At 71.5% G+C, this 26563-nt stretch carries 24 protein-coding genes; 23 read left to right on the top strand and 1 reads right to left on the bottom strand.

Annotated elements, in window-relative coordinates; genetic code table 11:
* The first annotated feature begins 4 nt into the window (after positions 1-4).
* From rpsB to QQX09_RS07430, 14 genes are all read left to right on the top strand, one after another.
* Positions 5-862 carry a 30S ribosomal protein S2 gene (gene rpsB / locus QQX09_RS07495; RefSeq protein WP_301133007.1) on the top strand — a complete coding sequence of 286 codons (858 nt, stop codon included), beginning with the start codon at positions 5-7 and terminating at the stop codon, positions 860-862.
* A 37-nt stretch (positions 863-899) separates the two neighbouring features.
* On the top strand, positions 900-1739 hold the full coding sequence (gene tsf / locus QQX09_RS07490; RefSeq protein ID WP_301133005.1) for a translation elongation factor Ts: 840 nt from the start codon (positions 900-902) through the stop codon (positions 1737-1739).
* Positions 1740-1809: 70 nt separating this feature from the next.
* On the top strand, positions 1810-2556 hold the full coding sequence (gene pyrH, locus QQX09_RS07485) for a UMP kinase (RefSeq protein ID WP_301133002.1): 747 nt from the start codon (positions 1810-1812) through the stop codon (positions 2554-2556).
* Between the two features lie 32 nt (positions 2557-2588).
* Entirely contained in the window at positions 2589-3137 is a 549-nt protein-coding gene (frr, locus tag QQX09_RS07480; RefSeq protein WP_436969060.1) for a ribosome recycling factor, read from the top strand.
* A gap of 31 nt (positions 3138-3168) precedes the next feature.
* The gene (locus QQX09_RS07475; protein WP_301132996.1) at positions 3169-4329 is read left to right on the top strand and encodes a phosphatidate cytidylyltransferase; all 1161 of its coding nucleotides are present in this window, start codon (positions 3169-3171) and stop codon (positions 4327-4329) included.
* On the top strand, positions 4326-5438 hold the full coding sequence (gene rlmN, locus QQX09_RS07470; RefSeq protein WP_301132994.1) for a dual-specificity RNA methyltransferase RlmN: 1113 nt from the start codon (positions 4326-4328) through the stop codon (positions 5436-5438). Before QQX09_RS07475 ends, rlmN begins: the two co-directional genes overlap by 4 nt.
* Entirely contained in the window at positions 5438-6001 is a 564-nt protein-coding gene (locus tag QQX09_RS07465) for a DivIVA domain-containing protein (protein WP_301132992.1), read from the top strand. Before rlmN ends, QQX09_RS07465 begins: the two co-directional genes overlap by 1 nt.
* Positions 5998-7152 carry a 1-deoxy-D-xylulose-5-phosphate reductoisomerase gene (dxr, locus tag QQX09_RS07460; RefSeq protein ID WP_301132990.1) on the top strand — a complete coding sequence of 385 codons (1155 nt, stop codon included), beginning with the start codon at positions 5998-6000 and terminating at the stop codon, positions 7150-7152. Before QQX09_RS07465 ends, dxr begins: the two co-directional genes overlap by 4 nt.
* A 5-nt stretch (positions 7153-7157) precedes the next feature.
* Entirely contained in the window at positions 7158-8471 is a 1314-nt protein-coding gene (locus QQX09_RS07455) for a M50 family metallopeptidase (RefSeq protein WP_301132988.1), read from the top strand.
* A 58-nt stretch (positions 8472-8529) separates the two neighbouring features.
* Positions 8530-9663 (top strand): flavodoxin-dependent (E)-4-hydroxy-3-methylbut-2-enyl-diphosphate synthase, encoded by a 1134-nt coding sequence (ispG, locus tag QQX09_RS07450; protein WP_301133471.1) that lies wholly within the window; start codon positions 8530-8532, stop codon positions 9661-9663.
* The gene (locus tag QQX09_RS07445; protein WP_301132986.1) at positions 9660-10580 is read left to right on the top strand and encodes a GNAT family N-acetyltransferase; all 921 of its coding nucleotides are present in this window, start codon (positions 9660-9662) and stop codon (positions 10578-10580) included. The genes ispG and QQX09_RS07445 overlap by 4 nt, the downstream gene beginning before the upstream one ends.
* 171 nt (positions 10581-10751) lie before the next feature.
* Positions 10752-13121 (top strand): S-layer homology domain-containing protein, encoded by a 2370-nt coding sequence (locus tag QQX09_RS07440; RefSeq protein WP_301132984.1) that lies wholly within the window; start codon positions 10752-10754, stop codon positions 13119-13121.
* A gap of 184 nt (positions 13122-13305) precedes the next feature.
* The gene (locus QQX09_RS07435) at positions 13306-14676 is read left to right on the top strand and encodes an S-layer homology domain-containing protein (protein ID WP_301132982.1); all 1371 of its coding nucleotides are present in this window, start codon (positions 13306-13308) and stop codon (positions 14674-14676) included.
* A gap of 62 nt (positions 14677-14738) precedes the next feature.
* A complete protein-coding gene (locus QQX09_RS07430; RefSeq protein ID WP_301133469.1) occupies positions 14739-16532 on the top strand; it encodes a proline--tRNA ligase in 1794 nt (597 codons plus the stop codon).
* A 141-nt stretch (positions 16533-16673) separates the two neighbouring features.
* Here the strand turns inward: QQX09_RS07430 and QQX09_RS07425 are convergent, their stop codons facing one another.
* Positions 16674-17618, bottom strand: coding sequence for a hypothetical protein (locus QQX09_RS07425; protein WP_301132980.1), 945 nt, complete (start codon positions 17616-17618; stop codon positions 16674-16676).
* Positions 17619-17712: 94 nt separating this feature from the next.
* On the opposite strand from QQX09_RS07425, the gene rimP reads away from it, so the two are divergent.
* The 9 genes from rimP (at position 17713) to QQX09_RS07380 (ending at position 26523) form a co-directional block, all read left to right on the top strand.
* Complete coding sequence (rimP, locus tag QQX09_RS07420; protein ID WP_301132978.1) at positions 17713-18180, top strand: ribosome maturation factor RimP; 468 nt, start codon at positions 17713-17715, stop codon at positions 18178-18180.
* 3 nt (positions 18181-18183) lie between these two features.
* Complete coding sequence (gene nusA / locus QQX09_RS07415) at positions 18184-19191, top strand: transcription termination factor NusA (protein ID WP_301132976.1); 1008 nt, start codon at positions 18184-18186, stop codon at positions 19189-19191.
* Positions 19192-19332: 141 nt separating this feature from the next.
* Positions 19333-19494, top strand: a complete 162-nt coding sequence (locus QQX09_RS07410; protein ID WP_301132974.1) for a DUF448 domain-containing protein — start codon at positions 19333-19335, stop codon at positions 19492-19494.
* A 128-nt stretch (positions 19495-19622) separates the two neighbouring features.
* Positions 19623-22346 carry a translation initiation factor IF-2 gene (infB, locus tag QQX09_RS07405; RefSeq protein WP_301132972.1) on the top strand — a complete coding sequence of 908 codons (2724 nt, stop codon included), beginning with the start codon at positions 19623-19625 and terminating at the stop codon, positions 22344-22346.
* Positions 22346-22783, top strand: coding sequence for a 30S ribosome-binding factor RbfA (gene rbfA / locus QQX09_RS07400; RefSeq protein ID WP_301132970.1), 438 nt, complete (start codon positions 22346-22348; stop codon positions 22781-22783). Before infB ends, rbfA begins: the two co-directional genes overlap by 1 nt.
* Positions 22784-22786: 3 nt before the next feature.
* Positions 22787-23731: a tRNA pseudouridine(55) synthase TruB gene (gene truB, locus QQX09_RS07395; protein WP_301132968.1), complete on the top strand. Its 945-nt coding sequence runs from the start codon at positions 22787-22789 to the stop codon at positions 23729-23731.
* 15 nt (positions 23732-23746) lie between these two features.
* Positions 23747-24721 carry a bifunctional riboflavin kinase/FAD synthetase gene (locus QQX09_RS07390; RefSeq protein WP_301132966.1) on the top strand — a complete coding sequence of 325 codons (975 nt, stop codon included), beginning with the start codon at positions 23747-23749 and terminating at the stop codon, positions 24719-24721.
* Positions 24722-24814: 93 nt separating this feature from the next.
* Positions 24815-25564, top strand: a complete 750-nt coding sequence (locus QQX09_RS07385; protein ID WP_301132963.1) for an amino acid ABC transporter ATP-binding protein — start codon at positions 24815-24817, stop codon at positions 25562-25564.
* A 62-nt stretch (positions 25565-25626) separates the two neighbouring features.
* Positions 25627-26523, top strand: coding sequence for a glutamate ABC transporter substrate-binding protein (locus tag QQX09_RS07380; protein WP_436969059.1), 897 nt, complete (start codon positions 25627-25629; stop codon positions 26521-26523).
* Positions 26524-26563 lie beyond the last annotated feature (40 nt).

The following is a 26563-nucleotide window of genomic DNA, read 5'->3' as shown; positions in this document are numbered from 1 at the left end:
TGCCATGGCCGTCGTGACCATGCGCCAGCTGCTCGACTCGGGTGTCCACTTCGGTCACCAGACCAGCCGCTGGAACCCCAAGATGAAGCGCTTCATCTTCACCGAGCGCAACGGCATCTACATCATCGACCTCCAGCAGTCGCTGTCGAAGATCGACGCCGCCTACGAGTTCGTGCGCGACACCGTCCAGCACGGTGGCACCGTCCTCTTCGTCGGCACCAAGCGCCAGGCGCAGGAGCAGATCGCCGAGCAGGCCAAGCGCGTGGGCATGCCCTTCGTCAACGAGCGCTGGCTGGGCGGCATGCTCACCAACTTCCAGACGGTGAGCAAGCGCGTCGCGCGCCTCAAGGAGCTCGAGGAGATCGACTTCGACGACGTCGCCGGTTCGGGCCGCACCAAGAAGGAGCTGCTCAACCTCCGTCGCGAGAAGGAGAAGCTCGACAAGACCCTCGGCGGCATCCGTGACATGGGCAAGGTCCCGTCGATCGTGTGGATCGTCGACACCAACAAGGAGCACCTCGCGGTCGACGAGGCGAAGAAGCTCGGCGTCCCCGTCGTCGGCATCCTCGACTCGAACTGCGACCCCGACCAGGTCTCGTACGGCATCCCGGGCAACGACGACGCGATCCGCTCCGTCGGCCTGCTCACCCGCGTGATCGCGGACGCGGTCGCCGAGGGCCTGCGCCTGCGTGCGGGCGGCGGCAACGCCGGTGCCGGCGCCGAGGCTGACGCCGAGCCGCTCGCCGAGTGGGAGCAGGAGCTGCTCGACGGCGCGAAGGCCGAGGAGCCCGCCAAGGCTGAGGCCGAGGCCGAGGCTGCCCCCGCCGCTGAGGCCACCGAGGCCCCGGCCGAGGGCAAGTAACCCCCACTCGTCAGCCACTAGTCAAAGGACTCATCACATGGCTAACTACACCGTTGCCGACATCCAGGCGCTCCGCGAGCGCACCGGCGCCGGCATGCTCGACGTCAAGAAGGCGCTCGACGAGGCGGACGGCGACCTCGACAAGGCTGTGGACATCCTCCGCGTCAAGGGCCTCAAGGGCGTGACGAAGCGTGAGGGCCGCTCGGCCTCCGAGGGCCTCGTCCTCGCGTCCATCCAGGACGTCGACGGCGGCCAGGTCGGCACGCTGCTCGAGCTCAACTCCGAGACCGACTTCGTCGCGAAGAACGAGAAGTTCATCGCGCTCGCGGAGAAGGTCCTGGGCGCCGTGGTCGCCGCGGGTGCCGCGGACCTCGATGCCGCGCTCGCCGCGGACCTCGACGGCAAGCCCGTCAAGGACGTCGTGGACGAGAACGCCGGCGTGCTCGGCGAGAAGATCGTGCTGCGTCGCGTGGCGCGTGTCGAGGCCCCGGTCGTGACCGAGTACCTCCACCGCACCAACAAGGACCTCCCGGCCCAGGTCGGCGTCCTCGTGGGCTCGGACGCGAAGGCCGGCGAGGTCGCGCGCGACGTCGCCATGCACATCGCCGCCTACTCGCCCAAGTACCTCGCGCGTGAGGACGTCCCCGCGGACATCGTCGCGAACGAGGAGCGCGTGGCCGAGGAGACCGCGAAGGGTGAGGGCAAGCCGGAGGCCGCTCTGCCGAAGATCGTGCAGGGCCGCATGAACGGCTTCTTCAAGGAGAACGTGCTCGTCGAGCAGGCGTTCGCCAAGGACCCCAAGACGACCGTCGGCAAGGTCGTCGAGAACGCGGGCGGCGCGGTCGTTTCCTTCGCCCGCTTCCGTGTGGGAGCCTAAGGCTTAGCCGGCAGCACCCCACAAACACATAGCAAACGAGCAAGGCGCGGCGCGCCGTCAGGAGGTTCCCGTGACCGAGACCAGCGATCTGATTTCGGGCACGGAGCCCCAGACGGCGCGCCGCGTTCTTCTCAAGCTCTCCGGCGAGATGTTCGGCGGAGGCAAGCTCGGCCTCGACCCGGACGTGGTCAGCCGGGTCGCCCGGGAGATCGCGGATGCGGTCCGCCAGGGCGTGCAGGTCGCCGTCGTCGTCGGCGGCGGCAACTTCTTCCGCGGTGCGGAGCTGTCGGAGCGCGGCATGGAGCGCGCCCGCGCCGACTACATGGGCATGCTCGGCACGGTGATGAACGCGCTCGCCCTCCAGGACTTCCTCGAGCAGGCCGGGGTCGCGACCCGCGTGCAGACCGCCATCACCATGGGCCAGGTCGCCGAGTCGTACATCCCGCTGCGCGCCATCCGCCACATGGAGAAGGGCCGCGTCGTCATCTTCGGCGCCGGCGCCGGCATGCCGTACTTCTCGACGGACACCGTGTCGCTGCAGCGCGCGCTCGAGACCCGCTGCTCCGAGGTGCTCATGGGCAAGAACGGCGTCGACGCGGTCTACAGCGCGGACCCGCGCAAGGACCCGGACGCGGAGCGGCTCGAGCACGTCACCTACGCCGAGGCGCTCCAGCGCCGCCTCGCGGTGATGGACGCCGCGGCGTTCTCGCTCGCCATGGACAACCGCATGCCGATGCAGGTGTTCGGGCTCGACACGCCTGGAAATGTGACTCGTGCCCTGCTCGGTGAGAGAATCGGAACCCTGGTGACGGCCTGACGCCGCACCGTTAGGAGACAAGCGTGACTGAGATGATCCTCCTCGAGGCCGAGGAGAACATGGACAACGCGATCGAGGTCGCGAAGAACAACTTCGCGTCGATCCGCACGGGCCAGGCGAGCAGCGCGATGTTCGCGAACATCGCCGTCGACTACTACGGCGCCCCCACGCCGCTGCAGCAGCTCGCGTCGATCAACGTGACCGAGGCCCGCACCGTGGTCATCTCGCCTTACGACGCGGGCGCCAAGAAGGAGATCGAGACCGCGCTGCGGAACTCGGACCTCGGCGTCAACCCGTCGGACGACGGCCAGGTCCTGCGCATCGTCCTGCCGCAGCTGACCGAGGAGCGCCGCCGCGAGTACGTCAAGCTCGCCAAGACCAAGGCCGAGGAGTCGCGCGTCACCGTGCGCAACATGCGCCGCAAGGCCAAGGACCAGATCGACGCGTCCGTCAAGGACGGCGAGGTCGGCGAGGACGAGGGTCAGCGCGCGGAGAAGGAGCTCGACGCGCTCACCAAGAAGCACGTCGACGCCATCGACGCCCTCCTCGCGCACAAGGAGAGCGAGCTGCTCGAGGTCTGATGCCCGACGCGACCGCGCGACAGGGCGTCTCATGAGGTGGGGGCGCCGCCAGGAGGCGGACCCCGACACCTCCGAGCACGAGGCCGCGCCCGCGCGACCCCCGTTCGCGCCGGTCAACCCCGAGAGCGCGGCACCGTCGGCGCCCGAGGGCGCCTGGCCGCCCGGCCTGCCCACCGGCGAGATCGCGCTGCCCGGTCCGGCCGATGCGGCGGTCGAGCCGCCGCCCGAGGTCGCGCCTGCGCCGCACGCCGCCGAGCAGGTGGCGGAGGCCGTCGCACGGGCCGAGTCCGTCGCGGTCCCGCACACCGCGGGCGAGGACGATGCGGTGGACCCCGTGGACGTGGCCGTGCCCCTCGAGGGGACGGTGCCCGCGCCGGCGTCGCGTGCGGGCCGCAACCTGGGCCTCGCGACCGTCGTGGGCGTCGTGCTCGCAGTCGGCGCGCTCGTCGCCGCGTGGTGGCATCCGCTCGCCTTCGCCGTCGCCATCTACGGCTTCTGCATCGCCGCCGTGATCGAGTGGCGCAACGCGCTCGCCCGGCACGGCATGCACGTGTCGCTCGCACCCGTCCTCATGGCGACGGTCGGCATGGGTGTCGCGACCTGGTTCGGCGGGGGAGAGGGCCTCGTGGTCGCGCTGCTCGTCGCGGCGGCCGGCGTCGCCGCCTGGCGGATCGTCGACGACCGCGTCGAGAACACGCTGTCGGACTCGCTCGTCGGCATCCTCACCCTCACATGGATCCCGTTCCTGGGCTCGTTCATGCTGCTCCTCGAGCTCGCGGACGAGGGCTGGAAGCGGATCCTCATCCTCATCGCGGCGGTGGTCCTCAACGACACCTTCGCGCTCTTCACCGGCATGCTCTTCGGGCGCCGCAAGCTCGCCCCGCGCGTGAGCCCCAAGAAGACGTGGGAGGGCGCGATCGGCGGCGCGGTGTTCGGCATCGCGGGCGCCTCGGTGTTCGCGACCGTCCTGCTCGACGGCCGGTGGTGGGTCGGCGCCGCGGTGGGTGCCGCCGCGGTGGTCGCGGCGGTGCTCGGCGACCTCGCCGAGTCCGTCCTCAAGCGCGACCTGTCCGTCAAGGACATGTCCAGCGCCATCCCGGGTCACGGCGGCGTGCTCGACCGCCTCGACTCGATGCTCCCGGCGGCCGCGGTCGCCTACATCGTCTTCGCTCTGCTCCTGGGGACCTCATGACCACGCTTCCGACCCTGCCCATGCTCCAGCCCCGCCGAGGCAAGCCGCCGCGGCACTTCACGGACCTCGACCCCGCGGAGCGCGCCGACGCGGTCAAGCAGCTGGGCCAACCCGCCTTCCGGGCGAAGCAGCTGGCGACGCACTACTACGACCACCTCACGGTCGACGCGGGCGACATGACGGACCTGCCCGCGGCCGCCCGCGAGTCCCTCGTGGGCGAGCTGTTCCCGCCGCTGCTCACCAAGGTGACGCAGCTGACGGCGGACGACGGCGCGACCGTGAAGACGCTGTGGAACCTCATCGACCACGCCAAGGTCGAGTCCGTGCTGATGAAGTACCCCGACCGCGCCACCCTGTGCGTCACCAGCCAGGCCGGCTGCGGCATGGCGTGCCCGTTCTGCGCGACCGGCCAGATGGGCCTCACGCGCAACCTGTCGGCGGGCGAGATCATCGAGCAGGTGCGCCTCGCGGCGCGCCAGGCGCGCGACGGCGAACTGGGCGGCGACCCGGTGCGCCTGTCCAACGTGGTGTTCATGGGCATGGGCGAGCCGCTCGCGAACTACGCCGCGGTCATCACCGCGGTGCGTGCGCTCACCAGCCCGCCGCCCGAGGGCTTCGGCCTGTCCGCGCGCCACGTCACCGTCTCCACCGTGGGCCTCGTGACCGGCATCGACCGTCTCGCGTCCGAGGGCATCCCCGTGACCCTCGCGCTCAGCCTCCACGCGCCCGACGACGAGCTCCGCGACGAGCTGGTGCCGATCAACGCGCGCTGGAAGGTCGACGAGGCGCTCGACGCCGCGCGCCGCTACTTCGACGCGACCGGCCGCCGCGTGAGCATCGAGTACGCGCTGATCCGCGACATGAACGACCACGCGCACCGCGCGGAGCTGCTCGCGAAGAAGCTGAACGCGCGCGGCGACGGGTGGGTGCACGTCAACCCGATCCCGCTCAACCCGACCCCCGGGTCCAAGTGGACGGCCTCGGACCCGAAGGTCGAGCAGGAGTTCGTACGCATCCTCCGGATGCACGGAATTCCCACCACCATCAGGGATACTCGTGGCAGCGACATCGACGGCGCGTGCGGCCAGCTGGCCATCAAGGAGAGGTGATGACGACCCTGTTCCCCAAGGTGGGCTCGCTCAAGCTCGGGTACCACCCGACCCAGGTCGAGGAGTTCTTCGACAAGGCCCGTGCGGCATACGAGCGGTCCGCCGAGCCCGACACGGAGCTCGCGCCGCTGGACGTGCGCCGCACCGCCTTCGACCTCAAGCACGGCGGCTACGACACCGCCGCCGTGGACTCCGCGCTCGACCGCCTCGAGGCCGCCTTCGTGGGCCGCCAGCGCGAGGCCTACGTCCGCTCCAACGGCCAGGACGCATGGATGCAGGAGCTCGCGCAGCGCGCGCAGACGCTCTACCCACGCCTGCGACGCCCCGCCGGGGAGCGCTTCGCGCATCCGTCCGCCGTGTCCTCCGGCTACCGCGCGAGCGACGTGGACGACCTGCTCACGCGCGTCACCGCCTTCTTCGACCGCGGCGCGCCGCTGTCCGCCGACGAGGTGCGCGGCGCGACCTTCCGCACCGCCCACGGCTCGCGCGCGTACGACGAGGCGACCGTCGACGCGTTCCTCGCGCGCATGGTCGACATCCTGCTCGGCGTCACCGAGGGATGACCCGCACCGTCTCCCTGCTGGGGTCGACCGGCTCGATCGGCACCCAGGCGCTCGACGTCGTCTCGCGCCACCCCGGCCGCCTCGAGGTAGTCGCGCTCGCCGCCGGCGGCGCCGACCCCGACGCGATCGTCGCCCAGGCCCGCGCGCATCGTCCCCGCTACGTGGCCGTCGCGCGCGAGGAGGTCGTGCCCGCCCTCGCCGAGGCCCTCCCCGGCGTCGAGGTGAGGGGCGGGGCCGATGCGGTGGTCGAGGCCGCCCGTGTCGGCGCCGACGTCGTGCTCAACGGCATGACGGGCTCGGTGGGCCTGCGACCCACCCTTGCGGCCCTCGAGTCCGGCTCGACGCTCGCGCTCGCCAACAAGGAGTCGCTGGTCGCGGGCGGTGCGCTCGTGCACGCCGCGATGCAGCGCGAGGACCAGATCGTGCCCGTCGACTCGGAGCACTCGGCGCTCGCGCAGTGCCTGCGCTCGGGCAGCCGCGGCGAGGTCCGCCGCCTGGTGGTGACGGCGTCCGGCGGCGCCTTCCGGGGACGCAGCCGCGCGTCGCTCGAGGCCGTCACGCCCGCCGACGCTCTCGCCCACCCCAACTGGGACATGGGCCCGGTGGTCACCATCAACTCGGCGTCCATGGTGAACAAGGCGCTCGAGGTGGCGGAGGCGCACCTGCTCTTCGGCATCCCGATGGACCGCATCGACGTCGTGGTGCACCCGCAGTCGATCGTGCACTCGATGGTCGAGTTCGTGGACGGCGCCACCATCGCGCAGGCCTCTCCGCCGGACATGCGGCTGCCCATCGCGCTGGGGCTCAGCTGGCCCGAGCGGCTGCCCGACGTCGCACCGCGCCTCGACTGGACGCACGCGCAGGCGTGGACCTTCGAGCCGCTCGACGAGGACGCGTTCCCCGCGATCCGCCTCATGCGCGCCGCCGTCGCCGCATCGTCCCTGCACCCGGCCGTGTTCAACGCCGCCAACGAGGAGTGCGTGCAGGCCTTCGTCGACGGCGCGCTGCCGTTCCTCGGGATCGTGGACACCGTCCGGCGCGTTGTCGAGGAGTACAGCGCCCCCGCGGAGCTCACCTTGGAGGAGGTCGACCGCGCGGAGGCGTGGGCGCGCGCCCAGGCGCGGCAGGCGATCGCGGAAGTGAGAGGGTAGGACACATGGCAGAGGTCATCGGGTGGGTCGTCCTGCTCGTGGGGCTGCTCGTCTCGATCGCGCTCCACGAGCTCGGTCACATGGTCCCCGCCAAGCGCTTCGGCGTGCGGGTGAGCGAGTACTTCGTGGGCTTCGGTCCCACGCTGTGGTCGCGCCGCGGCAAGGAGACCGAGTACGGCGTCAAGGCGATCCCGCTGGGCGGCTACGTCAAGCTCGTCGGCATGATCCCGCCGGCCGAGGCGGTCAAGCCCGTCAAGGGCACCGGACGCGTCGCGCAGCTCATCGCCGACACCCGCGAGGCCTCCGTCGAGGAGATCCAGCCGGGCGAGGACGCCCGCGCCTTCTACCACCTCACCTGGTGGCGCAAGGCGATCGTCATGTTCGGCGGTCCCTTCGTCAACCTCGTCATCGCCGTCCTGCTCTTCACCGGCATCCTCTTCCTCGTCGGCACCCCCGGCCACCCGACCCTCACGGTGTCGCAGGTGACGGCGTGCGTGCCCGCCGCGGGCGCCGTCGACTGCGCCGAGGGCGACCCCGCGTCCCCGGCCTCGCAGGCCGGCCTCGAGGCCGGCGACACCGTCACCGCGGTCGACGGCACACCGGTGTCCGACTGGGAGACCTTCACCGACTACGTCGCGGACCGCCCGGGCGAGGAGGTCGTCCTCACGGTCCAGCGCGACGGCGGCACCGTCGACGTCCCCCTCACGCCCGCGCTGCGCGAGCGTGCGGTCTACGACGACTCCGGCGCCGTGGTCACCGACGCCGACGGCGCGGTGGTGACGGAGGAGGTCGGCTACATGGGCATCGCGCCCACGACCGAGACCCAGCGCCAGGGGATCGGCGCCGGCGTCGAGTACACCGGCTACGTCCTCGGCGCGACGGCCGACGTGATCTGGCACCTGCCCGAGAACGTCTACCACGTCGCCCGCGCGTCCGTGGGGCTCGAGGAGCGCACCACGGACTCCGTCATGGGCCTCGTGGGCGTCGGCCGCGTCGCCGGCGAGATCTCCAGCGCGGAGGTCCAGGGCTACTCGATCGGCGACAAGGTCGTCGACATGCTCATGCTGCTGGGCAGCCTCAACCTCGCGCTGTTCGCCTTCAACATGATCCCCCTCGTCCCGCTCGACGGCGGGCACATCGTCTCCGCCTTCTGGCAGGGCATCAAGAACGGCTGGGCGCGCGTGCGCGGCCTGCCGAGGCCGGCGCCCGTCGACGTGGCCCGCATGATGCCCCTCGCCTACGGCGTCTTCGCCCTGCTTCTCGCCATGGGCGTCATCCTCATCTACGCGGACATCGTCGCGCCCGTCAGCGTGGTGTGACGGCGGAACCGCATCGGCCTTAGGAGATACTGACAACGTGACAGCCATCGGACTCGGCATGCCCGCGATGCCCGCACCCGTGATCGCACCGCGGCGCAAGACCCGCAAGATCAAGGTGGGCGACGTGTACGTGGGCGGCGACGCCCCCGTCAGCGTGCAGTCGATGACCACCACCAAGACCCACGACATCAACGCGACCCTGCAGCAGATCGCCGAGCTCACGGCGGCCGGCTGCGACATCGTGCGCGTGGCCTGCCCCACGCAGGACGATGCGGACGCGCTGCCCGCGATCGCGAAGAAGTCGAACATCCCCGTGATCGCGGACATCCACTTCCAGCCGAAGTACGTGTTCGCGGCGATCGAGGCCGGCTGCGCCGCAGTGCGCGTCAACCCGGGCAACATCAAGCGCTTCGACGACCAGGTCAAGGAGATCGCGCAGGCCGCGAAGGACCACGGCACGTCGATCCGCATCGGCGTCAACGCGGGCTCGCTCGACAAGCGCCTGCTGGAGAAGTACGGCAAGCCCACGCCCGAGGCGCTCGTCGAGTCCGCGGTCTGGGAGGCGAACCTCTTCGAGGAGCACGACTTCCACGACTTCAAGATCTCGGTCAAGCACAACGACCCGGTCGTCATGGTGCGCGCCTACGAGATGCTCTCCGAGCGCGGCGACTGGCCGCTCCACCTCGGCGTCACCGAGGCCGGCCCCGCCTTCCAGGGCACCATCAAGTCCGCGACCGCCTTCGGCGCGCTGCTGAGCCAGGGCATCGGCGACACCATCCGCGTGTCCCTGTCCGCGCCGCCGGTCGAGGAGGTCAAGGTCGGCATCCAGATCCTGCAGGCGCTCAACCTGCGCCCGCGCAAGCTCGAGATCGTCTCGTGCCCGTCGTGCGGCCGCGCGCAGGTCGACGTCTACGAGCTGGCGGAGAAGGTCACCGCCGGGCTCGAGGGCATGGAGGTGCCGCTGCGCGTCGCCGTCATGGGCTGCGTCGTCAACGGCCCGGGCGAGGCCCGCGAGGCCGACCTCGGCGTCGCGTCGGGCAACGGCAAGGGTCAGATCTTCGTCAAGGGCGAGGTCATCAAGACCGTCCCGGAGAAGGACATCGTCGAGACGCTGATCGAGGAGGCGATGAAGATCGCCGAGACGATGGAGCCCGTCGAGGGCGCCGCTCCCGAGGTGATCGCGGCGTCATGACGGACTCGTTGCTCAGGCGCGCCCAGCACACGCTGGCGCCCCTGCAGCGGCGTGACCTCGAGACCGCCATCTCGCTCGCGCGCCGCGACCCGGTCGCGCACGTGGTGCCGCTCATGCACCTCGAGACGGCCCGGGCCTCGGGCATCATGACGGGCTCGCTGTGGGGCGTGCGGCGCCGCTCCGGCCTCCACTCCAGCCTCGTCGGCCTCGTGTGGAACGGGGCGAACCTCTCGCCGGTGCTCCCGGAGGGCGACTGCGAGGACGAGGACTCGTTGCGCGCCGAGGTCGCCGCGGCCGCGATCGCGCGCCTCACGAGGCCCGCGGCGCTCGTGGGCCCCGCCGGCGTCACGCTCGACCTGTGGGGGCGCGTCGAGCCCTGGTGGGGGCCCGCACGCGAGGTGCGGGCGCGCCAGGTGTCGATGGCGATCGACCACGACCCCCGACGCGTCGCCGGCATCGACGCGTCCGGCCTCGACCTCGAGGCCGTGCGCCGCGCGACGCTCGACGACTACGACCTGCTGCTGCCCGCGTGCGTCCACATGTTCATCGGCGAGGTCGGCTACGACCCGATGCGGCACGGCCGCGCGGGCTACGAGGAGCGCCTCCGCTACCTCGTGCGCGCCGGGCGGTCCTACATCCAGATGGGCACCGTCGACGGCAGGCGGCAGGTGGTGTTCAAGGCCGAGGTGGGGGCGCTCGGCGGGGGAGTGGCGCAGCTCCAGGGCGTGTGGGTGCATCCCGACCTGCGCGGACGCGGGCTCGCGCGCGCCGGGCTGGGCGCCGTGATCGACGCGGCGCGCGCGCAGCTCGCCCCGACGGTCAGCCTCTACGTCAACGACTTCAACCCGGTGGCGATCCGCGCGTACGACGCGGTGGGCTTCCGCGAGGTGGGGACGTTCGCGACCGTCATGATGTGACGACCGCCTCCGCGCCATCGGTGTGGCGTTCGTCACGGCAACGACGTTATCGGCGTCTTTCGACGATCGCTGTCGGTGGGCCTTCTTAGACTCTTCTCGCTACTCGCGCGCAGCGACGCACACGGGAACCACCCACAGGTGCGTGCGCGCGCACGGATCTGAGGGGATCACATGGGGAACACCCATTCCTGGCGCGCCTCGCGCGCCGTCGCGGGCACCCTGCTCGCGGCGCTGGGCGCCAGCGTCCTGACCGCCACCGCGGCAGGCGCGACGTCCGACGACACCTACCCGGGCTCCGAGGTCTACGGCTTCGAGTCGGCGGCGAGCATCGACGCCGAGGGCACCGACGGGCTCACGGGCGTCTCGGTCGCGAAGACCGGCGCCGACGGCCTCGACGCCGCGTCCGGCTGCTACTACGCCGTCGCGTCGCAGAACCTGGACGACGCGGGCTACGAGTACCAGATGACCCGTTTCGGTGGGTACTCGAACACGTTCCCGGAGGGTGGCTGGTTCACCAGCGCCGACTTCTACCTCGACACCGAGGTGGAGACCGGTGGCACGCTGAACCAGTTCGACTGGTCGGTGGCGTCGAACAACACCGCGGGCGACCACCGTCGCGACTTCATCCTGCACGCGCAGTCCGCGGGTGAGGGCTCGTGGACGCTGGGTGCGTCGAACAACGCGGGCTTCGCGGCCGTGGATGTCGCGCCGCTGTCGGGCGACACGCTGACGATCGACGAGTCGGGCTGGTACACGGTCTCGCACACGTTCTCGGACGTGGACGGCGTGCTGTCGGTCGACATCTCCGTCGCCGACGCCGAGGGCACCGTCCTCAAGACGTGGACGAAGTCGAACGTGAAGGACGTCATCGGCGACACCGTGGGCGGCAACCGCTACGGCTGGATCGTGACCAACGGCTTCGATGCGCTGCCGGTCGACAACGTGCTCATCAACGCCGAGCGTCCCACCGGCGGCTGTGAGCCCGTCGTCGCCGAGTCCTTCGACGCGACCTGCTCCGCCGACGGCGGCTTCGCGTACACCGTGACCCCGCTGTGGACCGAGGGCGACCGCACGTTCCAGGTCAAGAACCTGGGCGACGGCACCGGCGGCACCGCCGAGACCTTCTACTACGAGGACGGCACCACCGGCGCGCCCGGCGAGATCGTGCCGTTCGCGACCGTCGCCGCCGGCGAGACCGCGACGCTCGAGCTCGACAACCTCGAGCCCGGCGACTACCGCGTCGTCTCCGACGGCAGCACCAAGATCAAGAAGCAGTACAAGTTCGACTTCACCGTCGCCGCGGCCGAGGCCTGCACCGTGCCGGGCTCGGACGTCTACGGCTTCGAGACCGAGGCGAGCGTCGAGAGCTTCGGCAACGTCACCCCCGTGAAGACCGGCACCGCCGGCATCCCGGCCGCCGCCGGCTGCTACTACGCGGTCGCGGGCCAGAACGTCGACGGTGACGACTACGCGTACCAGTTCACCCGTTTCGGTGGGTACTCGAACACGTTCCCGGAGGGTGGCTGGTTCACCAGCGCCGACTTCTACCTCGACACCGAGGTGGAGACCGGTGGCACGCTGAACCAGTTCGACTGGTCGGTGGCGTCGAACAACACCGCGGGCGACCACCGTCGCGACTTCATCCTGCACGCGCAGTCCGCGGGTGAGGGCTCGTGGACGCTGGGTGCGTCGAACAACGCGGGCTTCGCGGCCGTGGATGTCGCGCCGCTGTCGGGCGACACGCTGACGATCGACGAGTCGGGCTGGTACACGGTCTCGCACACGTTCTCGGACGTCGACGGCGTGCTGTCGGTCGACATCTCCGTCGCCGACGCCGAGGGCACCGTCCTCAAGACGTGGACGAAGTCGAACGCGAAGGACGTCATCGGCGACACCGTGGGCGGCAACCGCTACGGCTGGATCGTGACCAACGGCTTCGACGCGCTGCCGGTCGACAACGTGCTCATCAACGCCGAGCGTCCCACCGACACGTGCGTCCCGACCGTCTACTTCAGCGACGTGCCCGAGGGTGCGAAGGGCTTCGCCGCGATCACCTGGCTGCACGAGCAGGGCATCGCCGCGGGCTACTCCGACGGCACCTTCCGTCCCACCGCGTCCGTGACCCGTCGCAGCGTGGCGAAGATGCTCTACCGCTTCGCCGGCCGCCCGGACTTCGAGCTCCCGACGGAGTCGCCCTTCACGGACATCGAGCCCGGTGACAACGGCTACCGCGCCATGGTGTGGCTGAACGAGCAGGAGATCGCCACCGGCTACGGCGACGGCTCGTTCCGTCCGAAGGTGACCGTGTCGCGCCGCAGCATGGCGAAGCTCCTCTACCGCTTCGCGGGCCGACCCGCGGTCGAGATGCCCGACACGACGCCCTTCACGGACGTCGCGGCCGGCGACAACGGCTACCGCGCCATGGTGTTCATGGTGAACGAGGGCATCGCCTCCGGCTACACCGACGGCTCGTTCCGTCCGAGGCAGGACATGATCCGCCGCCAGATGGCGGGCTTCCTCTACCGGTTCTCGAGCCTGTAGCGGACAGCACCTCTCACACGACCGCCGTCGGCCCTCGGGCCGGCGGCGGTCGCGTCGTCTGCGGCCGCATCGTCCCGGCCGGCATCGTCGCTGCTCCGACGCGGATGGCGCTGCTACGGTGGCACGCGATGCCGTTTGGTGACGCAGGCTCGCGGAGCCGGACAGACGGCGCTGGGGGGACCGCATGCTCGCACCGACGTCCGCGCTCGCAAGGTTCGGGGCGGCGCTCGCCGTCGCGCTGATGATGGCGGTCGGGGCGCCGTCCGCGGCCGACGCCGCGGCCACCCGGACCATCGCAGGCCAGGTCTCGGGCGGCGACGTCGACTCCGGCTGGGCGAAGCTCTACACGTGGAAGGGCGACCTGGTGGATCGGGTCGACATCGAGGACGGCGTCTACCGCTTCGAGGGCGTGAAGGCGGGCGGCTACAAGGTGCTCGTCGGCGGGATCCCCGGACGTTCGCGGCAGTGGGCGGAGTACTGGGAGACGACGATCGCCCCCGTGGGGGTCACCGCGTTCCCGGGGCGCATCGGGATCTCGTCCTCGTCCCCGAGCACGGTCTGGGCGAGACCTGTCGAGCTCGACACGTCGACGCCGTTGATGGTGCGGGTGCGCGGCAAGGAGTCGTGGACGAGCGATGTGCTGTGCGTCGCGGCCTACCGCTATCCGCTCAGCGAGAGCACCCAGGAGGCGATCGCGGCGAACAGCCGGAACGCGGCGCGCGCGGAGGCGTGGGAGCGGCCGGTATCGATCGACTGCACGCGGCCTGGTCGTCTCGCGATCCTCGACGAGGTGGCGGCCGGGGAGCAGTACATCCTTCGGATCGTGCCGAGGAACCTGCGCACCGTCGAACTTTGGCAGTCCTACTCCGGGGACGACTTCTGGTACGGGAACTACGACGAGCTTCTCCGTTGGACCCACCCGGCCGCGGTCGGCGACGTCCTCGTCCTCGGCGAGCGCACCGTCCCGCCGACGCTCGTCACCGTGAAGCCGCGGGTGCGCGGGCAGCGGATCGACGCCGCGCACTTCACGGATGTGGACGGCGAGGACGGGGCCTTCGGAGCCATCTCGTGGGTCGGGTCGCACGGCATCGCCAAGGGCTACTCGGACGGCCGGTACGGGCCCACCGACGTGCTCACCCGTCGCCAGATGGCGATGTTCCTGTACCGCTACGCGGGCTCGCCCCGGGTCGACCTGCCCGGGAGGTCGCCGTTCACGGACATCGGCCCGGGCGACACGGGCTACAAGGCGGTCGTGTGGCTCCACCAGGAGGGGATCGCGACCGGATACGACGACGGCACGTTCCGCGACACCGCACCCCTGTCCCGCCGGCAGATGGCGTGGTTCCTGTTCCGCTACTCGGGAGATCGCGGCTACGACGCCCCGAAGCGGTCCCCGTTCACGGACATCGGTCCCGGAGACCCGGGCTACCGGGCCATCGCCTGGGTCCACGAGCACGGCGTCGCGACGGGCTACGGCGACGGCACCTACCGTGACACGGACGCGCTCACGCGTCAGCAGATGGCCTTCTTCCTCACGCGGTACTCGAGGCTCTGACGCCGTCGCGCCCCCCGCATCGTCCGCCTCCCGCGACCGATACCCTTGACCCCATGCTCCGCATGTCCACGCTCTTCCTGCGCACCCTGCGCGAGGACCCCGCCGACGCCGAGGTCGCGTCGCACAAGCTGCTCGTCCGCGCCGGCTACATCCGCCGCGCCGCCCCCGGCATCTACACCTGGCTGCCGCTGGGCCTCAAGGTGCTCGCGAAGGTCGAGGCGATCGTCCGCGAGGAGATGGACGCCGCCGGCGGCCAGGAGGTGCACTTCCCGGCGCTGCTGCCGCGCGAGCCGTACGAGGCGACCAACCGGTGGACCGAGTACGGCCCCAACCTCTTCCGCCTCCACGACCGCAAGGGCGGCGACTACCTCCTCGCGCCCACGCACGAGGAGATGTTCACGCTGCTGGTCAAGGACCTGTACAGCAGCTACAAGGACCTGCCGCTGACGATCTACCAGATCCAGACGAAGTACCGCGACGAGGCGCGCCCCCGCGCGGGCCTGCTGCGCGGCCGCGAGTTCATCATGAAGGACTCGTACAGCTTCGACCTCACGGACGAGGGCCTCGACGCGTCCTACGCGGCGCAGCGCGCGGCCTACATCCGCATCTTCGACCGCCTGGGCCTCGAGTACGTGATCGTGCAGGCGCAGTCCGGCGCGATGGGCGGCTCGAGGTCGGAGGAGTTCCTCTCGCCCACCGAGGTCGGCGAGGACACCTTCGTGCGCTCGCCCGGCGGCTACGCCGCCAACGTCGAGGCGGTCACCACCCCGGCGCCCGGCGCGCTGCCCTTCGACGACGCGCCCGCCGCGCACGTCGAGGACACCCCCGACACCCCGACCATCGACACGCTGGTCGCCTCGGCCAACGCGCACCACCCCCGCGAGGACCGTCCGTGGACCGCCGCGGACACCCTCAAGAACGTGGTGATCGCCGCGACCAACCCCGAGGGGGAGCGCGGGCTGCTCGTCATCGGTGTGCCCGGCGACCGCGAGGTCGACATGACCCGCCTCGAGGCGGCGCTCGCCCCGGCGACGGTCGAGGCCGCGAACGAGGACGACCTCAAGAGCCACCCCGAGCTGGTCAAGGGCTACATCGGGCCCGGCGTGCTCGGCCCGCAGGCCCGCCCGGCGGACGTCGCCTTCCTCTCCGAGGACGACGCGACCATCCCGTACATGCTGGACCCGCGCATCGTGCCCGGCACCCGCTGGATCACCGGCGCGAACGAGCACGGCAAGCACGTCTTCGACCTCGTCATGGGCCGCGACTTCGTGGGCGACGGCACCATCGAGGCCGCCGACGTGCGGGACGGCGACGAGGCGCCCGACGGCTCGGGTCCGCTCGAGCTCGCGCGTGGCGTCGAGATCGGTCACATCTTCCAGCTGGGCCGCAAGTACGCCGAGGCGCTCGACCTGCGCGTGCTCGACGAGAACGGCAAGCAGCAGGTGGTCACCATGGGCTCGTACGGCATCGGCGTCACCCGCGCCGTCGCGCTGCTCGCGGAGAACAACCACGACGAGCTGGGCCTGTCCTGGCCCATCCAGGTGGCGCCCTACCAGGTGCACGTCGTCGCGACCGGCAAGGACGCGGCGGTCTTCGAGGCGGCCGGCGGCCTGGCCGCGGAGCTCGAGGCCGCGGGCGTCGAGGTCTGCTACGACGACCGCTTCAAGGTCTCGCCCGGTGTGAAGTTCAAGGACGCCGAGCTCATCGGCGCGCCGTTCATCCTCGTGGTGGGCCGCGGCCTCGCCGAGGGCAACGTCGAGCTCAAGGTCCGCGCGGCGGGCACGAGCGAGGCGCTGCCCGTGGACGATGCGGCGGGCGCCGTGGTCGCCCGCGTCAGGGAGGCGCTGGCCGGCTGATCCTGCCGGACGCCCCTCCACGCGCCCGGTGCACCCCTCCACACGTCACGCGGCGTAGGGAGGGGGATCCTCGGCGTGTCGTCCGCGACACGCCGGTGTCCGTGTGGGTCGCGGTCGCCCGTGTGTGGAGGGGTCCTCGGGTCAGGAGACGTCGAGGCCCGGCAGCGCCGGCAGCGACCCCAGGTCGAAGCCGGGGAGCGCCGCGGCGCGCATCCACGCGTCGTACGCGGAGTTGAGGATCCACGGCACGTCGGCGGGCTCGGCGCCGTCGATCAGCGCGGCGTAGGACTCCGCGAGCCCGGTCTCGACGGCCCGCTCGGTCGCCGCTCGCGCCCTCCGGTTCTCGGTGCCCGCGGGAGGTACGTCGTAGAGCGAGGTTCGCAGGTCCTCCACGCCGGGCAGCGCCAGCAGCTCCGCGACGCGCTCCTCGTGCAGGCGCGACCGCTTCAGCGCGCGCGTGCGCTCGTTGCCGCTCGCACGCGCGGCGGCGACCTCGTACGCGAACGAGGCGCGGTCGTGCGCGACGGCGAGCGCGGCGAGCGTGTCCCCGTCGACCGCGGTGCCCTCGTCGGGAGCCCACGGGCCCGTCGCATCGTCCCCGATGCCGGGCATGGCGCGCTCGACGGGCGCGGTCCCGGTGACGCCGGGTGCGTCGACGGCGAGCGCGTGGGACAGCGCGATCGAGCGCAGCATGGCGGACAGGCCCGGGTCGTCCTCGGCGGCGGCGTCCGCGGCGGCGAGCGCCTCGTCGATCGCGTCCTGGACCGCCTCGTCGAGCGACGGCGCGGCGGAGACGCCCGCGTCCGGCGTGGGGGACGCCGACGGGTACTCCACGTACACGCCTCCGAGCGCGGCGAGCCGCTCCGGAGCGAGGCCCGCCTCGATCACGCCGAGGTCGGTCGAGTCGGCGGCGTCGATCACGGCCTGCTCGCGCAGCGCCGCCTCGTCGCGCAGGACGACGGTGGGCGTGGGGGTCCGCGAGGGGATCGGAGGCGTCTCGACCCGCCACGTGCATGCGGTGAGGAGCACGGTCGCGACGCCCGCCACCGCCGCCGTCCGGATCACGCGGGAGGGGAGGGGCGCCATGGGCGCCATCATGACACGCCCCCGGGAGGGTCCTAGAATGTCCCTCGACCGAATTTCAGCAACGGAACGCGCGCCGCGCGTGGGAGGCGATGCCATGGACATCACGAGCCGCATCATCGAGCTCGCCGCGCCGGAGGCCGAGGCCGCGGGACTGGTCCTCGAGGGGGTGGACGTCGCGGCCGCGGGCAAGCGCTCGCGCGTGCTCGTCACCGTCGACCTGCCGGAGACCGAGGTCGGCAGCGCCGACCTCGACGCCGTCGCCGAGGCCTCCCGCCGCATCGGCGCCGTGCTCGACGAGGCGAACGTGCCCTCCACGCCGTACGTCCTCGAGGTCTCGACCCCCGGAACCGACCGCGTCCTCACGGAGCGCCGCCACTTCCTGCGCGCACGGACGCGGATGCTCGCGCTGCGCCTCACGGACGGCACGCTCGAGGGACGCCTCACGGACGTCGACGGGGACGAGCTCGTGCTCGACGTCGACGGCGAGGAGCGGCGCGTGCCGCTCGGCGAGGTCACGGACGGTCGCATCGTCGTGGAGCTCAAGAGGCTGGGAGAGAAGTAGGACATGGACATCGACATGCAGGCCCTGCGGGGCCTCGAGCGCGAGAAGGACATCCGTCTGGACGTGCTGGTCGACGCGATCGAGCAGGCGCTCGTCTCCGCGTATCACAAGACGCCGGGCGCGTATCGTCACGCCCGCGCGCACCTCGACCGCGTCACCGGCAAGGTGACGATCCTCGCCCGCGAGGAGGGCGAGGAGGGGCAGGACCTCGCCGAGCTGCCCGAGTTCGACCACACCCCGGCCGACTTCGGCCGCATCGCCACGTCGACCGCGCGCCAGGTCATCTTCCAGCGCCTGCGCCAGGCGGGGGACGATGCGGTGCTGGGCGAGTACGCGGGCCGCGAGGGCCACCTCGTGTCCGGCGTCATCCAGCAGTCCTCGGACCCCAAGAACGTCCACGTCGACCTGGGCGACGTCGAGGCGGTGCTGCCGCCCCACGAGCAGGTCCCCACCGAGGTCTACGTCCACGGCGAGCGCCTCAAGGGCTTCGTGCTCGACATCTCGCGCGGCGCCAAGGGCCCGTCGATCACGCTGTCGCGCACCCACCCCGGGCTCGTGCGCAAGCTCTTCGAGCTCGAGGTGCCCGAGATCGCCGACGGCACCGTCGAGATCATGAGCCTCGCCCGCGAGGCCGGCCACCGCACCAAGATCGCGGTCCGCGCGACCGTCCCCGGCGTCAACGCCAAGGGCGCGTGCATCGGCCCCATGGGCTCGCGCGTGCGCGCCGTCATGAGCGAGCTGCGCGGCGAGAAGATCGACATCATCGACTGGGACGACGACCCGGCGACCTTCGTGGGCAACGCGCTCTCGCCGTCGCGCGTCGTGTCGGTCGAGGTCGTCGACGAGGAGGCGCGCGCCGCGCGCGTCGTCGTGCCGGACTTCCACCTGTCGCTCGCCATCGGCAAGGAGGGGCAGAACGCCCGCCTCGCCGCCCGCCTCACGGGGTGGCGCATCGACATCCGCTCGGACGAGCAGCCCGACGTGCCCGGGCGAGCCGGATCCGGGCGCTGACGGGGATCCGCTAGACTAGTGGAGCCGAGAGACCCGTCTCGTGACGTCGGCGCCCCCGCCCCCGTTCCTCAGGAACCCGTGCGGACGTGCGTCGGATGCAGGGGTCGGGGATCTCGGTCGGTCCTTGTGCGGGTGGCGTGCGTGGACGGCCGCGCGGTCGTCGACGAGCGTCGCAGCCTGCCGGGCCGGGGAGCCTGGCTGCACCCCGACCCGGACTGCCTCGCACAGGCGCTGAGACGGAGGGCCCTGACCCGCGCGCTGCGCGTGGCGGAGCTGGATGTCACCGGCCTCGAGGTCGGCTAGCGAGGACCGTGCCCACCATCGAATCAGACGGGATGAAAGCCCATGGCCCAGCGATGAGCAGCTCACGATGAGCACCCAGCCGTAACGATGGCTCGACCCTGTCTTGGGCGAGCCGAGACAGGAGAGAAGTGGCAAAGCCCCGCGTCCATGAGATCGCGAAGGAGCTCGGAGTCTCGAGCAAGGACCTGATCGGCAAGCTCAACGAGCTTGGCGAGTACGTCAAGGGTCCGTCCTCCACCCTGGAGGCCCCCGTGGTGCGGAAGGCCCGTGAGGCCTTCCCCGCGGCCAAGACCGCGTCCGCGGCCCCGGCGCCGGCGAAGCCCGCCGCCGCCAAGCCCGCGGTGAAGCCCGGCGCCCCCAAGCCCGGCCCCAAGCCTGCGTCCGCTCCCGCCGAGCCGGTCGCCGAGAAGCCCGCGGCGCCCGCGCCCGCGGCGTCGAAGCCCGGCCCGCGCCCCGGCCCCAAGCCTGCCCAGGCCGCCGAGAAGCCCGCGGAGCAGGCCGCCCCCGCGGCCGAGAAGCCCGCGGCCAAGGCCGCGCCGAAGCCCGGCGCGCCGAAGCCCAACGTGCCGCTGCCCAGCGACATGCCGCGCCCGCGTCCGCGCCCGGCCGGCAACAACCCGTTCAGCGACCGTTCGGCGGGCCCGCGCCCCCGTCCGCGTCCCGGCGGCAACAACCCGTTCCAGGCCAACCGGCCCGGCCCCCGCCCCGGTGGCGGCGGTGCCGGCGGCGGCGGTGGTCGTCCCGGCGCGCCCGGCGGCGCCCGTCCCGGTGCCCCGTCCGGCACCCCGGGTCGCGGCTTCGGCCCGCGTCCCGTCGGCGGCCAGGGCGGCCCCGGCGGCGCCGGCGGTCCGGGTCGTCCCGGCGGCTTCGGCGGCCCCGGCGGCCGTCCGGCCCCCGGCGGCCGCGGCCGCGGCGGCGGCACCGCTGGTGCGTTCGGCCGTGCGGGCGGCAAGCCCGTCCGCGGTCGGAAGTCGAAGCGCGCGAAGCGGGCCGAGTACGAGCAGCAGCAGGCCCCGGCGATCGGTGGCGTGCAGATCCCTCGCGGTGACGGCTCGACCCTGATCCGCCTGCGTCGCGGCGCGACGCTGACCGACTTCGCCGAGAAGATCGACGTCAACCCCGCGTCGCTCGTCACCGTCCTGTTCCACCTGGGCGAGATGGCGACCGCGACGCAGTCGCTCGACGAGGGCACCTTCGAGGCCCTCGGCAGCGAGCTGGGCTACGTGATCCAGATCGTGTCCCCCGAGGAGGAGGACCGCGAGCTGCTCGAGGACTTCAACATCGACATCGAGGCCGAGCTTGCGGCCGAGACCGATGAGGAGCTCGAGGCCCGCGCCCCGATCGTCACCGTCATGGGTCACGTCGACCACGGAAAGACCCGCCTGCTGGACTCGATCCGTAAGGCGGACGTCATCTCCGGCGAGGCCGGCGGCATCACCCAGCACATCGGCGCCTACCAGGTCCACACGACCCACGAGGGCAACGACCGCGCCATCACGTTCATCGACACCCCGGGTCACGAGGCGTTCACCGCCATGCGTGCCCGTGGTGCGAAGGTCACCGACATCGCGATCCTCGTGGTCGCGGCGGACGACGGCGTGATGCCGCAGACCATCGAGGCGCTCAACCACGCCCAGGCGGCCAACGTGCCGATCGTGGTCGCGGTGAACAAGGTGGACAAGGAGGGCGCGAACCCGGCGAAGATCCGTCAGCAGCTCACCGAGTACAACCTGGTGGCCGAGGAGTACGGCGGCGACACGATGTTCGTCGACGTCTCCGCGCTCAAGGGTCAGGGCATCGACAGCCTCCTCGAGGCCGTCCTGCTCACCGCCGACGCGGGCCTCGACCTCCGCGCGAACCCGAACAAGGACGCGCGCGGCGTGGCCGTCGAGGCGCACCTCGACAAGGGCCGCGGCGCCGTCGCGACCGTCCTGGTCAACTCGGGCACGCTGAAGGTCGGCGACGCGATCGTCGCGGGCACGGCCTACGGCCGCGTCCGTGCGATGTTCGACGAGCACGACAACCAGGTCTCCGAGGCCACGCCGGCACGTCCGGTCATGGTCATCGGCCTGACCTCGGTGCCCCGCGCCGGCGACACCTTCCTGGTGGCCGACGACGACCGCACCGCGCGTCAGATCGCCGAGAAGCGTGAGGCCGCCGAGCGCGCCGCCCAGCTGGCGAAGCGTCGCAAGCGCATCTCCCTCGAGGACTTCAACAAGGCCCTCGAGGAAGGCAAGGTCGACACCCTCAACCTCATCATCAAGGGTGATGTGTCCGGTGCCGTCGAGGCGCTCGAGGACGCGCTGCTCCAGATCGATGTGGGCGACGAGGTCGACCTGCGCATCATCCACCGCGGTGTCGGTGCGGTGACGCAGAACGACGTCAACCTCGCGACGGTCGACAACGCGATCATCATCGGCTTCAACGTGCGTCCGGCCGAGCGCGTCCAGGAGCTCGCGGACCGCGAGGGCGTCGACATGCGCTTCTACTCGGTCATCTACCGCGCGCTCGAGGACGTCGAGGCCTCGCTCAAGGGCATGCTCAAGCCCGAGTTCGAGGAGAAGCAGGTCGGTGGCGCGGAGATCATGGAGATCTTCCGCTCCTCCAAGTTCGGCAACATCGCCGGTTCGCTCGTGCGTACCGGTGTCATCCGCCGCAACGCGAAGGCCAAGGTCGTGCGCAACGGTGTCGTCATCGGCGAGCCGACGATCGAGACGCTGCGCCGCTTCAAGGACGACGCCACCGAGGTGCGCGACGGCTACGAGTGCGGTATCGGCCTCGGCAAGTTCAACGACATCCAGGTCGGCGACATCATCGAGACCTTTGAGATGGTCGAGATCCCGAGGTCCTGATGGCTGACAAGGCGAGGGCTCTGAAGCTCGCGGGCACGATCAAGAAGATCGTCGCCCGCGCGCTCCAGACCGAGATCAAGGATCCCCGGCTGGGCTTCGTCACGGTGACCGATGTGCGTGTCACCGGCGACCTCCAGCAGGCGTCCGTGTTCTACACCGTGCTGGGCGGGGATGCCGAGCGTGAGGACGCCGCGAAGGCGCTGCAGAAGGCCAAGGGCCGCCTGCGCTCCCTCGTGGGCTCCCAGCTCGGCATCCGCCTCACGCCGTCGCTCGAGTTCCACCTCGACGCCGTGCCGGAGACGGCCGCGTCGCTCGACCGTGCCCTCCACGAGGCGCACGTGCGGGACGAGGAGCTCAAGCGGCTGCGGGAGAACGCGCAGTACGCGGGCGAGGCGGACCCGTACCGCCGACCCGAGGACGACGAGGACCAGGACTAGCCCATGGGACGCCGCGGCGGCCCCGAGCCGGCGCCCGGCATCGTCGTGGTCGACAAGCCTCAGGGCTGGACCTCCCACGATGTGGTCGCGCGTGTCCGGCGTCTGGCCCGCACCTCCAAGGTGGGCCACGCCGGCACGCTCGACCCCATGGCGACGGGCGTGCTCGTCGTCGGCATCGGCCGTGCGACCAAGCTGCTCACGTACATCGTCGGGCACGACAAGGCGTACGACGCCACCATCCGGCTCGGGCAGTCGACCGTGACGGACGACGCGGAGGGAGAGGTCACCGCGACCGTGGACGCATCCACGGTCACGGACGAGGCCATCCGCTCCGCCGTCGTCCGTCTCACGGGCGACATCCTCCAGCGGCCGAGCGCCGTCAGCGCCATCAAGGTCGACGGCAAGCGTGCGTACGCGCGCGTCCGCGGGGGAGAGGACGTCGAGCTGCCCGAGCGGCCCGTCACGGTGTCCCGCTTCGACGTGGTCGGCGTGCGAAGGGACGATGCGGTCGTGGACCTCGACGTCCGCGTCGAGGTGTCCTCGGGCACCTACGTGCGGGCGCTCGCCCGCGACCTCGGCGCCGCGCTCGGCGTCGGCGGCCACCTCACCGCCCTGCGCCGCACGCGTGTGGGCGGCATCGGCCTCGACCTCGCGCGCACGCTCGAGGGCCTGGGCGCCGTCGTCGACTCCGGCGAGGACCTGCCCCGCGTGGGCCTCGCGGAGGCCGCCGCCGCGACGCTGCCGGTGCTCGAGGTGACCGACGAGGACGCCACGGCGCTGGGCTTCGGCCAGTGGATCGACGCGAGGCCCGACGGCCCGACCGTCGCGATCGCGCCCGGTCCGCGTGCGGTCGCGATCGTCGAGCCCAAGGCGGGCCGCGCCAAGCCCGTCGTCGTCTTCGAGCCCTCCACCGCATCGTCCCCCGCGGCGGGCAGCGCCGGGGCGTAGGGCACAATGTCCGGCATGCACGTGTGGCGCTCGCTTGCCGAGATCCCGGACCTCGGCCCCGCCGTGGTGACCCTCGGCAACTTCGACGGCGTCCACCGCGGCCACCAGGCGGTCCTCGGCCGCATGGTCGCGGACGCCCGCGCGCGCGGCCACGTCGCGCTCGCCATGACGTTCGACCCGCACCCCAAGGCGGTGCACGACCCCGCGCACCAGCCCGAGCTCATCACCGGCGTCGACGACCGTCTCGAGCGCCTCGCCGCGATCGGCCTCGACGGCGTCCTCGTCGTGCGGTACACGCTCGACTTCGCCCGCCAGACCCCCGAGGAGTTCGTCGCGGACTACCTCGTGCGCGGGATGCGCGCCTCGTGCGTGGTCGTCGGCCGCGACACCCGCTTCGGGCGCGGCAACGCCGGCGACGTGGAGACGATGCGCGCGCTGGGCGAGGAGCTCGGCTTCGCCGTCGACATCATCGACGACGCGTGCGCCGTCTCGGAGTCGGGCCGCCGCTGGTCCTCGACCTGGGTGCGCGAGCTGCTCGACGCGGGCGACCTGCCGGGGGCCACCGAGGTGCTCGGCCGCGAGCACCGTGTGCGAGGCACCGTCATCCACGGCGACAAGCTGGGCCGCGAGATCGGCTTCCCCACCGCGAACCTCGACCACACCGCCGGCATGATCCCGCGCCACGGCGTGTACGCCGGCTGGCTCACCGTCCTCGACGCGCGCGGCAACGCGCGGGCCGCCGCGGTCGCGGGCGAGCGGCTGCCGGCCGCGATCAGCCTCGGCATGAACTACACCGTGGGCGGCACGGACCTGCGCATCGAGGCGTACGTCATCGGCCGCGACGACCTCAACCTGTACGACGCCGAGGTGGCGCTCGACCTCGTCGAGTGGCGCCGTCCCATGCTCGACTTCGGCTCGCTGGACGCGCTCGTCACCGCGCTCGGCGAGGACGTCGACTGGTGCCGCGAGGTGCTCGCCGTCCGCGCATGATGTCCCGCAGGGCGTTGTTACCAGGCGATTAAGTCTCGGTCACGATCCGGTCTCCGCCGCGCGGTGGCCGGTTCGCGGGTCTATGGTCGAAAGATGTCAGACGCTTCCGACGCGCTCGTGGTGCTCGACAAGGTCAACAAGCACTTCGGCGAGCTGCACGTGCTCAACGACATCGACCTCACCGTCGCACGCGGCGAGGTGATCGTCGTCATCGGCCCGTCCGGGTCCGGCAAGTCGACGCTGTGCCGGGCGATCAACCGCCTCGAGACCATCGACGACGGCACCATCACCATCGACGGGCAGCCGCTGCCGCAGGAGGGCAAGGCGCTCGCGCACCTGCGCGCCGACGTCGGCATGGTGTTCCAGGCCTTCAACCTGTTCGCCCACAAGACGATCCTCGAGAACGTCACCCTCGGACCCATCAAGGTGAAGAAGGAGCCGCGCAAGCAGGCCGAGCAGGAGGCCATGGCGCTGCTCGAGCGCGTCGGCGTGGCCAACCAGGCGCACAAGTACCCCGCGCAGCTCTCGGGCGGCCAGCAGCAGCGTGTCGCGATCGCGCGCTCGCTCGCGATGAAGCCGAAGGTGATGCTCTTCGACGAGCCCACCAGCGCGCTCGACCCCGAGATGATCAACGAGGTGCTCGATGTCATGGTGGCGCTCGCCCGCGAGGGCATGACGATGATCGTCGTCACCCACGAGATGGGCTTCGCGCGCAAGGCCGCGAACCGCGTGGTCTTCATGGCGGACGGCCTGATCCAGGAGGAGGCCGAGCCGGAGGAGTTCTTCACGAACCCGCAGTCCGAGCGGGCGAAGGACTTCCTGTCGAAGATCCTCACGCACTAGGGGTTCCCGCAGTTCCACGAGACAACGCCCTGGCAGGGGCGGGGGAGAGGAGAAGGACCATGATGATCCGGAGGAAGGCGGCGGTGGCCGCCCTGGGAGTCGCGGCGGCGGCGCTGCTGGCGGCGTGCTCGTCAGACAGCGGCTCGGAGAGCGACGAGTCGGGCTCGATGGGGGCCGACGACGCGATGTCGGCCGGCGACTTCGCCGAGGGCAGCACGATGGCGGCCCTCGCCGATGCCGGTGCCATCACCATCGGCACCAAGTTCGACCAGCCGCTGTTCGGGCTGCTCGCACCGAGCGGCGACCCCGAGGGCTTCGACGTCGAGATCGGCAAGATCATCGCGTCCGAGCTCGGCATCGACGAGGACGGCATCGAGTGGGTCGAGACCGTGTCGGCGAACCGCGAGCCGTTCATCGAGGACGGCACGGTCGACATCGTCGTGGCGACCTACACGATCAACGACGAGCGCAAGGAGCTCGTGAGCTTCGCCGGGCCGTACTACAACGCCGGCCAGGCGCTCATGGTGTCGGTCGACAACGAGGACATCATGAGCCCCGACGACCTCGCGGGCAAGAACGTCTGCTCCGTGGAGGGGTCGACGCCGGCCGCGAACATCGCGGACAACTACCCCGACGCGGAGCTGTCGCTCTTCGCGGCGTACACCGACTGCCTCGAGCCGCTGCGCAACGGCCAGGTCGACGTCGTCACCACCGACAACGTCATCCTCGCCGGCTACGTGGCCGAGTACCCGGACGACTTCAAGGTGGTGGGCGAGCCCTTCACCGAGGAGCCCTACGGCATCGGCCTCGCGCACGACGACGACGAGTTCCGCGACTGGATCAACGACGTGCTCGAGGAGATCTTCGAGGACGGCCGCTGGCTGGAGGCCTGGAACGCGACCGCGGGCACCGTGCTCCCGGAGCCGGACGTCCCGACCGTCGACCGCTACGAGAACTAGCGCCCACGCCGTGGGGGCCCCCCCCCCCGGGGGCGGCCCG

Source organism: Demequina litoralis, from assembly GCF_030418455.1.
Classification (GTDB): domain Bacteria; phylum Actinomycetota; class Actinomycetes; order Actinomycetales; family Demequinaceae; genus Demequina; species Demequina litoralis.
The sequence above is the reverse complement of the archived record's forward strand: the minus strand, read 5'-3'. Positions and strand labels throughout refer to the sequence as shown.